Annotated in this window: 12 protein-coding genes and 1 riboswitch; of the genes, 3 read left to right on the forward strand and 9 right to left on the reverse strand. The window is 67.7% G+C overall.

Going from position 1 to position 13,265, the window contains the following annotated elements:
• Positions 1 to 63: 63 nt before the first annotated feature.
• The 8 genes from Q8Q71_RS09630 to Q8Q71_RS09665 all read right to left on the reverse strand — a co-directional run bounded on the left by Q8Q71_RS09630 (position 64) and on the right by Q8Q71_RS09665 (position 9,047).
• Positions 64 to 1,554, reverse strand: coding sequence for a replicative DNA helicase (locus Q8Q71_RS09630; RefSeq protein ID WP_305759368.1), 1,491 nt, complete (start codon positions 1,552 to 1,554; stop codon positions 64 to 66).
• A 118-nt stretch (positions 1,555 to 1,672) separates the two neighbouring features.
• Entirely contained in the window at positions 1,673 to 2,050 is a 378-nt protein-coding gene (locus Q8Q71_RS09635; RefSeq protein WP_305759369.1) for a hypothetical protein, read from the reverse strand.
• A gap of 94 nt (positions 2,051 to 2,144) precedes the next feature.
• Positions 2,145 to 4,559, reverse strand: a complete 2,415-nt coding sequence (locus Q8Q71_RS09640; RefSeq protein ID WP_305759370.1) for a TonB-dependent siderophore receptor — start codon at positions 4,557 to 4,559, stop codon at positions 2,145 to 2,147.
• Positions 4,560 to 4,837: 278 nt separating this feature from the next.
• Positions 4,838 to 4,948, reverse strand: a riboswitch (SAM riboswitch).
• 108 nt (positions 4,949 to 5,056) lie between these two features.
• Complete coding sequence (gene rplI / locus Q8Q71_RS09645; RefSeq protein ID WP_305759371.1) at positions 5,057 to 5,641, reverse strand: 50S ribosomal protein L9; 585 nt, start codon at positions 5,639 to 5,641, stop codon at positions 5,057 to 5,059.
• Position 5,642: 1 nt separating this feature from the next.
• A complete protein-coding gene (gene rpsR, locus Q8Q71_RS09650) occupies positions 5,643 to 5,921 on the reverse strand; it encodes a 30S ribosomal protein S18 (protein ID WP_292097061.1) in 279 nt (92 codons plus the stop codon).
• A gap of 12 nt (positions 5,922 to 5,933) precedes the next feature.
• A complete protein-coding gene (gene rpsF / locus Q8Q71_RS09655; protein ID WP_056615127.1) occupies positions 5,934 to 6,323 on the reverse strand; it encodes a 30S ribosomal protein S6 in 390 nt (129 codons plus the stop codon).
• 201 nt (positions 6,324 to 6,524) lie between these two features.
• Positions 6,525 to 7,520, reverse strand: coding sequence for a diguanylate cyclase (locus tag Q8Q71_RS09660; protein ID WP_305759372.1), 996 nt, complete (start codon positions 7,518 to 7,520; stop codon positions 6,525 to 6,527).
• A gap of 105 nt (positions 7,521 to 7,625) precedes the next feature.
• Complete coding sequence (locus Q8Q71_RS09665; protein ID WP_305759373.1) at positions 7,626 to 9,047, reverse strand: D-alanyl-D-alanine carboxypeptidase family protein; 1,422 nt, start codon at positions 9,045 to 9,047, stop codon at positions 7,626 to 7,628.
• Positions 9,048 to 9,338: 291 nt separating this feature from the next.
• On the opposite strand from Q8Q71_RS09665, the gene Q8Q71_RS09670 reads away from it, so the two are divergent.
• On the forward strand, positions 9,339 to 9,842 hold the full coding sequence (locus Q8Q71_RS09670) for a phasin family protein (protein ID WP_305759374.1): 504 nt from the start codon (positions 9,339 to 9,341) through the stop codon (positions 9,840 to 9,842).
• A gap of 71 nt (positions 9,843 to 9,913) precedes the next feature.
• On the opposite strand, the gene Q8Q71_RS09675 is transcribed toward Q8Q71_RS09670, so the two are convergent.
• The gene (locus tag Q8Q71_RS09675) at positions 9,914 to 10,405 is read right to left on the reverse strand and encodes a nuclear transport factor 2 family protein (RefSeq protein WP_305759375.1); all 492 of its coding nucleotides are present in this window, start codon (positions 10,403 to 10,405) and stop codon (positions 9,914 to 9,916) included.
• A gap of 175 nt (positions 10,406 to 10,580) precedes the next feature.
• On the opposite strand from Q8Q71_RS09675, the gene clpS reads away from it, so the two are divergent.
• Together clpS and clpA are read left to right on the forward strand one after the other, a co-directional pair.
• Positions 10,581 to 10,916, forward strand: coding sequence for an ATP-dependent Clp protease adapter ClpS (gene clpS, locus Q8Q71_RS09680; protein WP_305759376.1), 336 nt, complete (start codon positions 10,581 to 10,583; stop codon positions 10,914 to 10,916).
• A 12-nt stretch (positions 10,917 to 10,928) separates the two neighbouring features.
• Positions 10,929 to 13,238, forward strand: a complete 2,310-nt coding sequence (clpA, locus tag Q8Q71_RS09685; RefSeq protein WP_305759377.1) for an ATP-dependent Clp protease ATP-binding subunit ClpA — start codon at positions 10,929 to 10,931, stop codon at positions 13,236 to 13,238.
• Positions 13,239 to 13,265: the final 27 nt, after the last annotated feature.

The following is a 13,265-nucleotide window of genomic DNA, read 5'->3' on the forward strand; positions in this document are numbered from 1 at the left end:
GGACAGGCGTCGGCCCAGCTTAATCGCGAGAGCGGCGCGCGTGTCAACGCCGGGATGCGCGCCCTAGTCGTAGGACTGTTGATACCGTCCGTCGTGCGCCAGGTTGCCGAACTTGGTCGTATTGGCGTCGAAACTGAGTTTGATGATGCCGATCGGACCATGGCGTTGTTTGCCGATGACGACCTCGGCCTGGTGCTCCAGACGGTCCATGTCCTCCTGCCATTGCAGGTGTTCGGGCGAGCCTTCGCGCGGCTCGGCGCGGCCGAGGTAGTAGCTTTCGCGATAGACGAACATGACGCAGTCGGCGTCCTGCTCGATCGAGCCGGATTCCCGCAGGTCGGACAGCTGGGGCCGCTTGTCCTCGCGCTGCTCGACCTGACGCGACAGCTGCGACAGGGCGAGGATCGGCACGCTGAGTTCCTTGGCCAGGGCCTTGAGGGCGCCGGTGATCTCGGAGACTTCCTGCACCCGGTTCTTCTGGCTGTTGCTCTCGCCGGTGGTGATCAGCTGCAGATAGTCGACGATGATCAGGTCCAGCCCATGCTCCTGCCGCTTCAGCCGGCGCGCCCGGGCGGCCAGTTTGGAGATCGACAGGCCGCCGGTGGCGTCGATGAACAGCGGACTTTCACCGATCTCGATGGCCGCCTCGCGGATGCGGCCGAAGTCGGCGGCGTCGATCTCGCCCTTGCGCAGCTTGTCGGACGACACGCCCGAGGCGTCGGCCAGGATACGCATCGCCAGCTGTTCGGCGCTCATTTCCAGGCTGTAGAAGGCCACCACCCCGCCGCTGACGGTCTTGCGGCCCTCGGGCGTCGGCTCCCAGCGGTAGTTCCGGGCGACGTTGAAGGCGATGTTGGTCGCCAGCGCCGTCTTGCCCATCGACGGGCGGCCGGCGAGGACCAGCAGGTCGGAGGGGTGCAGGCCGCCCAGCTTGGAGTCCAGATCGTCCAGATGGGTGGCCAGGCCGGCCAGCTTGCCGTCGCGCTGATAGGCCTCGGCCGCCATCTGCACCGCGCCGCTCAGGGCGCTGGAGAAGCTGACGAAGCCGGATGAGGGCTTGCCCGTCTCGGCCAGGGTGTAGAGCCGCTGCTCCGCCTGTTCGATCTGGTCGATGGCGGCGGTTTCGGGCTGCGGCGCCTCGCGCACGATCTCGCCGCCGATGCGGATCAGGTCGCGGCGCAGGGCGAGGTCATAGACGACGCGGGCGTAGTCGGGGGCGTTGGCCGCCGGCGGCGCGCGGTCGACCAGGTCGGCGAGGTAGCGCAGGCCGCCGAATTCCTGGAAGGCCGGATCCAGCTTGAACCGCTCCATCAGGATGGTCGGCTCGGCCAGCATGCCCTGACGGATATGGTCCTCGATCGCCTCATAGAGGCGCTGGTGGAAGGGTTCGTGGAAATGGCCGCCGCGCAACCGGTCCGACAGGCGTTCGAACACGGCGTTGTCGAACATCAGCGAACCCAGAAGCGCCTGTTCGGCCTCCAGATTGTGCGGCATCGACGGGATCGACCCGGAGTCGGCGGGGCCCGGGAAGGCAAGCGGTGCGAAGGCGTTCATGGGGATCATGTCTTACCCATGCGCGCGGGCTACGTCAGTCTCGGTCGCAGGCTTCATGGGGAGCAATTTCGGGCCGCTGTGGACGTTCCCGAAATCCGTAACCGGATCAGTTAACGGCTCAGGCGCCGCATGGATATCGCGAGGCCATCCAGCTGCGGATGCCGTCGGTGACGGTCATGCGCTGCCGGCGAGGCTGGGGAATTCCGTTCAGGAAGTCCAGCATCTGGCGGACATTCAGATTGATTTGCGCGGGGGGACAGGCCGGCGGAGTCCGCCCTGCGGTGCGGGCCGCCTCGATCTCGTCCCCGACCGTACGAAACGCGCGTTCGGCCTCGCCCTTCAGGCGATGCGCGTCGGGGCGCAGCATGGCCGTGGGATTGAGCGGAATCCGGTTCGCACGCGTCACGAAAGCGTCCAGCGTCATGCCCGACTGCGCCGTCGCCGAGCCGGCGGCCAAGGCCAGCGCGAGGCCGGCGATCAGGATGATGCGTGACATGTCTTCCCCTCCGCGAGACACGCAGAATGATCGGGAATTCGTGGCGAAACAACGGTCGTCGGCGCGGACGGCGAAACCGCCCGCGCCGCCGCCGTCACCAGTTCAGACCGACCCGGGCATAGACGAAGCGCCCGTTGAACCCGAACGGCGAATAGAAGGGGAAGCCCAGCACCCCGTTGGCGTTCAGGGCGGCGGGCACGGCGTCGGGATATTCGTCAAAGGCGTTGTCGACGCCCAGCGCCAGGGTGATCCGCTCATTGGGCTGGAAACGGCCCTCGAAGTCGACAACCGTCTTCTCGCCGGTGGAGTAGTCCGTGGCCGCGGTCGAACCCGGTTGAACGACGTCGCCGTAGTAGGTGGCGCGGGCGGTCAGCCCCCATCTGCCAAGGCTCCAGTCGGCGTTGCCCGAGACCTTTGTATCCGGCGTGCCCTGCTGGATGGTCTCGATCCGGCTGCGCGCGAACAGCGGCGGCACCGGGTTGAGCACCGACGACGAGGTCGGGACGCGGGTGACCTCGACGTCATTGAAGTTGGCCGCGACGGTGAAATTGAAGTCGCCGAAGGCCTGGGTGTCCAGGCGATAGCGGCCGACCACGTCCACGCCCTTGGTGGTGGTGTCGACGCCGTTCAGAAAGAAACGCGCCGCCTGGATGCCGAGCGGATCCAGCAGCGAGGCGACCTGGGGGCTGAAGCTGCGGTTGATGTTCTCCGACAGGACGATCTGATCCTCGATATCGATCTGGTAGGCGTCGATGGTGAGGTCGAAATCGCCCAGCCGGATGACGGCCCCGAGGGTGTAGTTGGTCGAGGTTTCGGCATCCAGCGGCTCGGCGCCCAGCACGGCGGCGACGGGGCTGGTGGCAGGGAAGGTCCCGGTCTCCACGACCGCGCCGTTCTGGATCACCGAGGCGGTCGAGGTGAAGTACGACTGCTGCAATGACGGCGCGCGGAACCCGGTCGAGATCGAACCCCGCAGGGCGAAAGCCGGGGTGAAGTCGTAACGGGCCGAGATCTTGCCCGTCGTCGCGGTTCCGAAGTCGGAATAGTCCTCGAAGCGGACGGCGCCCGCGACGGTGAACTGTTGGGTCACCGGCGCCTCGACATCCAGATAGACGCCGACGGCCGTACGGTCCTCGTCCACCTCATTGGACGGCTGGAAGCCGACGAAGCCCTGGGCCCCACCCGCCAGGGCGGTGCTCCCGCCCAGCGGCCCGCGATTGTACGATTCCGGCTGGCCGGCCTGGATTTCATAGGTCTCGCGGCGCGCCTCGAGGCCGACCGCGACATTGAGCGGGGCGTGGAGGCCGATTTCGTACTGGCGGGTCAGATCGGCCCCCAGAACCAGCTGGTCGTAGATCAGCGAGCCGGAGTCGAAGCTGGTCGGGGAGGCCGCGCCATAGGTGGAGTTCAGGGACTCTTCGGTGCGGAAATCGAGGGCGTTGCGGCCGTAGACCAGGTTGAGGTCGGCCTGCCATTCCCCGACTTCGCCGCGCAGGCCGCCCGCGAGGGACAGGTCTTGCGAGTTGACGGCGATCTTCGGCAGGAAGCCGTTGGGGTAGATGGCGACGACGTTGTTGGTGTTGTTGGCCAGACGCGGGAAGGCGGCGCTTTCGCTGTCGCGATCCTGATAGCCGGTCCAGCCATAAGCTTCCCAGCCATTGCCGAGCGGCAGGCCCGCATTGGCGAAGACGGTCCATTGCTCGACCTCCGGATCGCCGAAGCGGGCGGTGACGGCGTTGGGGGTGACACGCGGATCGAGGTCGGAGCGGTTGGTCGGATCGCGCTGCAGATACTCCGCGCTGAGGGTCAGGAAACCGTCCGCGCCGAGGCCGAAGCCCTGCCAGCCAGAGGCGGTCAGCGTGGTCCCGTCCTCCACGTCGCGGCCCTCGGCCCGCGCCGTGTCGACGGTGGTGTAATACCGGCCGGCCGTGAAGGAGGCGCCGCCGCCGCTGGAGGCCTCGCGCAGGCGCAGGTTGACGACCCCGGCGATGGCGTCCGAGCCGTACTGGGCCGAGGCTCCGTCGCGCAGCACCTCGATGCGGTCCAGGGCGCCGGTCGGGATGGCGTTCAGGTCGACGGCGGCCGAGCCGCGACCGACCGAGCCGTTGACGTTGACGAGGGCCGAGGCGTGGCGGCGCGTTCCATTGACCAGAACCAGCGTCTGGTCGGGCGACAGGCCTCGCAAGGTGGCCGGGCGGATGGAGTCCGTCCCGTCGACCACGGAAGGGCGCTGGAAGGTCAGCGAGGGGACGGCCTGGGCCAGGGCGGCGGCGAGCTCGGTCGTGCCGCGGTTCTGAAGGTCATCGGACGTCACGACGTCGACCGGTGAAAGCGTATCCAGCCGCGAGCGGTTGGGCGTACGGGTGCCGGTGACGACGACCTCGTCGATGACGCTGACGTCGTCCCGGGGCGTGGGTTGCGGCGCTGTCTGCGCCGAGGCGGCGCCGGCGAGCAGGGCGGAGGCCGAGACGGCCGCGGAGAGGGCGATGCGGAAGGAGGTTCGGGTCATGTCGGGTTCTCGATGAGACGCAGGTTTCCGCGCGGCGTCGCGCACGGCGATCACCGGTGTCGGATCCTGCGATTGTGAAGGTTCAGGTCCGGCGCGGGGACCGGGGGACGGTCAGCCGGTTACAGCGAACGTCGACATCGCATCGGACCGGTGCAGCGCGCGCGCAGGCCGGCGGCGAGGGCGGTCAGGGGGCAGGGCGTGGAGTCACGCATGGTCGTCTCCCGCTCGGTCGGGAACCGCTTCGGTGGCAGATGAAGGGAGTTCGGGCGTCGCCCGTCCTCTCATCTGCCGCGACCCGGGGAGGGGTCCCGAAGGAGTTGGCACCTTACGGAGGTCCGCAGGTTGCCCCGGCGTCAAAGGGCCTATCCCTCAGCCGGTCTCGATGAGCAGATGCGATATTGCGATGCGGCATAAACGGATCAAGTCCGTGTCGGAAAAAAGTTCGGCGGCGCAGGGCTTCCCCCGCGCCGCCGTGACTTTCAGGCATCAGGCCCTGTTCAGGCTTCCGAACCGAGGCCGTCCTGCTGGCCGGCGCCGCCGGCGACCATGTCCTTGGCCTGTTCGAGGGCGGCTTCGCGATCCTCGTCATAGGCGGCCTTGATCACGTCCTCGCCCTTCGCCTGACGCTCGGCTTCGTCGGCCGAACGGGCGATGTTGATCTTGACGGTGGCCGAGACCTCGGCGTGCAGGCGAACCAGCACTTCGTGGACGCCCAGGGTCTTGATCGGGGTGTTGAGCACGATCTGGCTGCGCTCGACCTTGCCGCCTTCGGCCGTGACGGCCTCGACGATGTCGCGGGCGGCGACCGAACCGTACAGCTGACCCGTCTCGCCGGCTTGCCGGATCATGACATAGGTCTGGCCGTCGATCTTGGCGCCGATCGCGCCGGCGTCGGCCTTGTTCTTCTCGTTGCGGGCCTCGATGGCGGCGCGGTCGAGTTCGAACGCCTTCAGGTTCGCCGACGTGGCCCGACGGGCCTTGTCGCGCGGCAGAAGGAAGTTGCGGGCGAAGCCGTCCTTGACGGAAACGACGTCGCCGATGGCGCCGAGATTATCGACGCGCTCAAGCAGAACGACCTTCATCTTATTTCACCACGTAAGGCAGGAGGGCCAGATAGCGGGCGCGCTTGATGGCCTTGGCCAGTTCGCGTTGCTTGATCTGGGAAACGGCGGTGATGCGCGAAGGGACGATCTTGCCGCGCTCGCTGATGTAGCGTTGCAGCAGTTTGACGTCCTTGTAGTCGATCTTCGGCGCGCCTTCGCCCGAGAACGGGCAGACCTTGCGGCGACGATAGAAGGGACGGCGTCCGGCGGCGCCGGAGCCGGCCGGCGCGCCCGGCGACGGAGCGGTGGTGTCGGTCATGTTCCGGGTTCCTTAAAAGGTGGCTTCGGCGGCGGCGTCGTCGCGGGGCGTGCGCTCACGCTCACGTTCGCGCTCGCGTTCGCGGCGGGCCAGCAGGGGCGACAGTTCCAGGTCGAGTTCCTCGACGCGGACGGTCAGCCAGCGAAGGACGTCCTCGTTGATCGACAGCTGACGCTCGACCTCGGCCATGGCGGCGGGCGGGCAGTCGACGGCGAGCAGCGAATAGTGCGCCTTGCGGTTCTTCTTGACCCGATAGGTCAGGTTGCGCAGACCCCAGTATTCGATCTTGGCGACGGTGCCGCCGCCGGCTTCGATCAAACCCTTGATGGTGTCGTTCAGCGCTTCGGCCTGTTGCGCGCTGATATCCTGGCGCGACATGACCGTGTGCTCGTAAAGAGCCATGCGGTAGTCTCCCTTGGTGGGCGTCGGCGCGAGGGGACCGGGTAAGTCCTCTCCCACGATGGATCCTGAAGCGGCGGCCGGGATGACTTCCCGAACCCTTTGGAGCTCCGCGTCAGGACCGAAGCCCTGGAAAGGCGGCGCGTATAGGGGAAAAGCCGGCGCGCGGCAAGGCGCGGATGCGATCCGCACGGCTCTCGCGGATCAGGCGGCGCGCGCGCCGCTCCTCGGGGGCAGCAGGACGGCCGTCTCGACCCGGTTGCGGCCCTTGCTCTTGGCGCGATACAGCGCCCCGTCCGCTCCGATCAACAGGCCATCGGGCATGGGGATCGTCTGACCCACGGCCGCCGTCGCCGTGGCGGCGCCGAGGCTGGCGGTCAGCACCCCGCGGGCGCTGTCCGCATGGAGTATGCCCAGGGCCTGGATCGCCTCGCGCAGGGCCTCGGCCACCGTGGCCGCGCCCGACGCGGGGGTGTCCGGCAGGATGACGGCCATCTCTTCTCCGCCATAGCGCGCGGCCAGGTCGCCGGGCCGCCGCACGATCTCCTGGATTGCCTTTGCGACGTCGCGCAGACAGGCGTCGCCGGCCGGATGCCCGTAGCGGTCGTTGAACCGCTTGAAATGATCGACATCGAGAAGGATCAGCGACACCTCGCCGTCGTCGCGCACGGCTCGCGCCCACTCCCGCGCCAGGGCTTCATCGAAGGCCCGCCGGTTCGCCAGCCCGGTCAGACCGTCCGTGACCGCTTCACGCTCGAGCCGGTGCTGCAGGGCCTGCCGCTCCGAGACGTCGCGCATCACCAGAATGACCTCGACCAGAGCGCCGGTCACGGGGTCGCGCAGGGCCCGGGAACTGGTCTCGACCCAGGCCATGACTCCATCCGGTTTCAGCGTTCGCAGGATCAGGGGTTTGACATCTTCGCCCTGGACCACCCGTGCGGCTTCGGCGGCGATGACGGGCCGGTCCTCCTCGATGACGATCGAGGATGGTCGTTGGCCGACCATCTCCTCCGGCGGCCGACCCAGCACTGTCGTCGAGGACGGCGAGCAGTAGCGGATGACAAAATCGGGTCCCAGGCGGCACAGGACGTCACGGCTGTTTTCGACGAGCAGCTTCAGGTCGGTTTCGGAGGCGTTGGCGGTACGCGCGCGGCCCCGGAACAGACGGGCGAACATTCGACGGACGTCGGACGGAGCCATGACCGGCCTCCACACACATCCCCGACGCCCGAGCGTGCGCTCGCCTGCTTAAGGGAGGGCTTACGGCTATGGTGAACGGGGGCTGTGGCCGGTGGCCGGGGCGACCTATTCGGGCCGCACCACCATGCAGGTGACGCGGCGTTCGGCCAGGGCGGCGCAGGCGGACCGGGCGGCCTGTTCGGTCATGCCGGTGAACCGGGAACGGTGCCACCCGCTGGCGTTCTGGACGCTGCGCTCGGCGGCGGCGAACTGGGTGCGAAAGCGGCGGTTGACCTCGGTCAGCCAGTCCCGGGCGACCGCCTCGTCGCGAAAGGCTCCGACCTGGACGGACCAGCGCCCGGCGGCCGGTCGCGCGGGTTCGCGCGCAGGCGGCGCGGCCGCTCGCGGCGGCGCCGCCCGCGCCGGTTCGGCGGTTCCGCCGTTGAGGATGGCGGTGACGTCGGCCGGCCGCCCGGCGACGGTCCGTTCCGAGGGCGCGGGGGTCACTCTCGCCGGTGGAGGCGGGCTTGCAGGCAGGGAAGCGTAGGCGACGCCGCCCGAGGCGAGCGGGCTGGGTCCGGGGTCGGTCTCGCCGTCATCCTCTCCGGCGACGGCGGCGTATTCCACGGGCCCGGAGCTGTCGGGACCGATGCCGAAGCCGCGCGCTTCGAAGAAGGTCTGGGCCACCTGTATGGTCTGACCGCTGGCGCGGGCGCGCTCGACCTCGAAGCCGGTATCCATAAGGGCCGCCACATGCTGGTTGCGGCTGGCGGTCGAACGGCCGCCCAGGACGATGGTGATCAGTCGCCGGCCGTCCCGCACCGCCGAGGCCGCCAGATTGTAGCCGGAGGCGTTGGTGTAGCCGGTCTTCATGCCATCGTAGCCCACGCCGCCCCGCAGCAGGCCGTTGGTATTGCGGTACTCGCGGCCCTCGTAGGCCCAGTCGTGCAGGCCGAAATAGCGATAGTACTGCGGATAGTCGCGCATCACGGCCCGGGCCAGGATGGCCAGGTCGCGGGCCGAGGTCAGCTGGCGGGCGTCGGGCAGGCCGTTGGCGTTGACGTAGCGGGTCTGGCTCATGCCCAGCTCCTGGGCCTTCAGCGTCATCCGGGCGGCGAACCGGGCCTCGGATCCTCCGACGTGTTCGGCGATGGCCACCGCCATGTCATTGGCGCTGCGCACGGCGGTGGCGCGCATGGCGTTGTCCAGGGTGATGGTCTGGCCGGCGGCGAGCCCCAGCTTGGACGGCGGCTGGCTGGCCGCCCGGGGCGAGACGGTCAGCACATCGTCCAGCTGGACCTTGCCTTCCGAGAGCGCCTCGAAGGTCAGGTACAGGGTCATGACCTTGGTGATCGAGGCCGGGTAGCGGCGGCTGTCGGCATGGCGCGCGAACAGCACCTCGCCCGACTCGGCGTCGACGACGATGGCGGCGTAACGGGCATTGTCCGATGACTGGGCGACCAGCGGCGCGGTCGTCGGCGTCACCGCCAGGCCGGCGATCAGCAGCAGCGTCAGGAACCCGCGACGGATCAGGGCGGAGATCGGCAAAGACAGGCCTCACAAAGACTTTAGCGCGACGGCGGCCCCACCACGCGACGCTGACGAAAGGCTAACATGCGTCATCGGGGTTTCGTGAGGGTAAACAAGCCGTCAACGGATTTGTGAAGGCGCTCGCCTGTCGGCCGGCTTTCAGGCCCGTATGAACTTATTGTGCACCGCACAAAATGCCTTGACCTTCCTTCGCAGTTGCACCATATGACGGTCCGTCGCGGTGGAATCGCTTGCCGCGGGAAAAATCATAAAAAGCGGCCCAGCCGCGACTGGTTCAGGAGAGATATCATGGCCGACAGCGCCGAAACCGTGAAGAAGACCGTCGAAACCGCCGCCAACACCGTCAAGGCTTCGGCCGAAAAGGCCCAGGCCACGTTCCAGGCCAATGCCGAACAGGCGCAGGCCGTGGGCGCCAAGGCGTTCCGCGAAGCCGCCGACAAGTCCGCCGCCGGCCTTGCCGAGCTGAACGCCCAGGGCAAGCAGAACCTCGAAGCCGTCGTCGCCTCCGCCGCCGCCGCCCAGAAGGGCGTCGAGGCCCTGTCGGCCCAGACCGTGGCCTTCACCAAGAAGTCCTGGGAAGACGGCGTCGCGGCCGCCCAGTCGATGTCGCAGGCCCGTTCGATCCAGGAACTGCTCGAGCTGCAGACGACCTGGGCCAAGTCGGCGACCGAAGCCTATCTGGTCGAAGTCACCAAGGCGACGGACGTCCTGACCGCCTCGGTCAAGAACAGCTTCAAGCCGATCAACGAGCGCGTCACCGCCTCGGTCGAAAAGTTCCAGGCCGCCCGCTAGGGCGACTGGCGCTTCAGTAAGCGTACGAGGGGCCCCGGCGGAAACGCCGGGGCCTTTCTCTGTCCGCGGCCCTATTCCGACGTCGCCGCGTGGTCGATGCTGAGCGCCCGGGTGGCGCGCCACCGACCGTCCTCCAGCGTCCAGACGATCGAGAAGCGAGCGCGGCCAACGAGCGTTTCCGGGCCGTCGCCCTGCCGCTCGTAGAACAGATGCGTGCCTTCCTCGACAGCGCCATAGCCGGGGATCGGAAAGACCCGCAGGGTGTCGGCCACGAGCAGGCGACGCGACCGCCAGGCGTCCGGAGCCTTCTTCGCCTCGCAGCCAGTCGCATAGTCGGCGACGAACGCCTCGCGCCCGGCCATCAGGCCGGCCTTGTCGTGGTAGAATTCGAAATCCGCGGTGACGATGTCGGCCAGCGCGTCGGGCTCGCAGCGGTCGAACATCACCGAGAACAGTTCCGCATCCCGTTCCGCGATCGCGGCGGTCAGGGCGGGGCCGTCGGGCAGGGCGACGGGCGGGGTCTGGATGAGCGCCAGAGCGGCCAGCAACGCGGTGGGAAACATGGAACCTCCTCGACCGTCGAGGGCGACGGCGCGGTGGAACCTGCGGGCACGAACGGCCCATGTCCCGTGAATCTTTGGTCATGGCGGCGCTGTCACGCAAGCTGTGACTTGCCGCCGCTTCAATTCAGGCCATCATTCCCTATCTGATCCATCTTCTCCCCAAACTGGACCACGAATGCCGCCGTCCCGCAGGCCAGGTGAACAGAACGATGGAGGCCTGGGCGCCGCCACCGTCACCGAGACCAAGCCGAAGCTTCAGAAGCCCTCGCTGTACCGGGTGCTGATCCTGAACGACGACTACACGCCAATGGAATTCGTGATCTATGTGCTGGAGCGGTTCTTCCAGAAGGACCGCGAGGCCGCGACTCGCATCATGCTGCATGTGCATCAGCATGGGGTCGGGGTCTGTGGCGTCTTCACCTACGAGGTGGCCGAAACCAAGGTCGCACAGGTGATCGAGACCGCCCGCCGCCACCAGCACCCCCTGCAATGCACGATGGAAAAAGACTGAGAGGATCCGTCCATGCCCTCGTTTTCTCGTCCTCTCGAAGAGACCCTGCACCGCGCGGTGCACTACGCCAACGAGCGCCGGCATGAGTACGCCACGCTCGAGCACCTGCTGCTGGCCCTCATAGACGACCCCGACGCGGCCAATGTGATGACCGCCTGCAACGTCGACCTTGTGAACCTCAAGTCCGCCCTGACCCTGTATGTCGACACCGACCTGGCGGCGCTCGCCACCAGCGACGGCGAGGACGCCAAGCCCACGGCCGGCTTCCAGCGCGTGATCCAGCGCGCCGTGATCCACGTCCAGAGCTCGGGCCGCGAGGAGGTCACCGGCGCCAATGTGCTGGTCGCCATCTTCAGCGAGCGCGAAAGCCACGCCGCCTACTTCCTGCAAGAGCAGGACATGACCCGCTACGACGCGGTCAACTACATCGCCCACGGCATCGCCAAGAAGGCGGGCGGAGGGGAAACCCGTCCGGCCAAGACCGGCGCTTCGCCGGAGGACGCCGACGACGCGGCCGCCGCCAAGACCGGCGGCGAAGCTCTGGAGGCCTATTGCGTCGACCTCAATGAGAAGTCGCGCAACGGCAAGATCGATCCGCTGATCGGCCGCCACGCCGAGGTCGAGCGGGCCATCCAGATTCTGTGCCGCCGGACCAAGAACAATCCGCTGCTGGTCGGCGACCCCGGCGTCGGCAAGACCGCCATCGCCGAGGGTCTGGCCCGCAAGATCGTCAACCACGAGGTCCCGGACGTGCTGGAAGGCGCGACCATCTACAGCCTCGACATGGGCGCGCTGCTGGCCGGCACCCGCTATCGCGGCGACTTCGAGGAGCGGCTGAAACAGGTCGTCAAGGAACTGGAGACGCACGACAACGCCATCCTGTTCATCGACGAGATCCACACGGTCATCGGAGCCGGCGCGACCTCGGGCGGAGCCATGGACGCCTCCAACCTGCTGAAGCCGGCCCTGGCGTCGGGCTCGCTGCGCTGCATGGGCTCCACGACCTACAAGGAGTACCGCCAGCATTTCGAGAAGGACCGGGCCCTGGCCCGCCGCTTCCAGAAGATCGACGTCAACGAGCCGACAGTCGAGGACACGATCAAGATCCTCAAGGGCCTGAAGACCTCCTACGAGGGCCACCACAAGGTCCGCTACACCGACGCGGCCCTGCGCACGGCGGTCGAGCTGTCGGCCCGCTACATGACCGACCGCAAACTGCCCGACAAGGCGATCGACGTGATCGACGAGGCGGGCGCCAGCCAGATGCTGCTGCCCGAGTCGAAGCGGAAGAAGGTCATCGGCCAGAAGGAGGTCGAGGTCGTCATCGCTCGCATGGCCCGCATTCCGGCCAAGTCGGTCTCCAAGTCCGACACCGAAGGCCTGCGCGCGCTGGAGACTGACCTGAACCGGGTCGTGTTCGGCCAGCAATCGGCCATCGAACAGGTCTCCGCGGCCATGAAGCTGGCCCGCGCGGGCCTGCGCGATCCGCAGAAGCCGATCGGCGCCTTCCTGTTCAGCGGCCCCACCGGGGTCGGCAAGACCGAGGTGGCCAAACAGCTGGCCTCGACCCTCGGCATCGAGATGCTGCGCTTCGACATGTCGGAATACATGGAGCGGCACACCGTCAGCCGTCTGATCGGCGCCCCTCCGGGCTACGTCGGCCATGACCAGGGCGGCCTGCTGACCGACGCCGTCGACCAGCACCCGCACGCCGTGGTCCTGCTGGACGAGATCGAGAAGGCCCACCCCGACGTCTACAACATCCTGCTGCAGGTGATGGACAACGGCATGCTGACCGACGCGGTCGGCAAGAAGGTCGATTTCAGGAACACCATCCTGATCATGACCACCAACGCCGGGGCCGCCGACAACGCCCGCGCCTCCATCGGCTTCGGCCGGGGCAAGGTCGAGGGCGAGGACGAAAAGGCCATCCAGCGCCTGTTCGCGCCGGAGTTCCGCAACCGTCTGGACGCCATCGTCGCCTTCAAGGCGCTGGACGCCGGGACGATCAAGTCGGTGGTCACCAAGTTCATCATCCAGCTGGAAGCCCAGCTGGCGGACCGGAACATCACCATCGAACTGACCGACGAGGCGGCCGACTGGCTGGCCAAGAACGGCTTCGACGAACTGTATGGCGCGCGGCCGCTGGCCCGGGTCATCCAGGAGCATATCAAGAAGCCGCTGGCCGACGACATCCTGTTCGGACGGCTGACGCGCGGCGGCCACGTGAAGGTGACCCTGACCGACGGCAAGATCGCCTTCGACATCGCCGGCCCCAACGCCGCCCAGGTCAAGGCGGTCGAGGCCCAGGCGGCGGACTAGGTTCACGGCCCGGGAGGGCGGCTGGAT

The organism is Brevundimonas sp., assembly GCF_030704825.1.
Taxonomy (GTDB): domain Bacteria; phylum Pseudomonadota; class Alphaproteobacteria; order Caulobacterales; family Caulobacteraceae; genus Brevundimonas.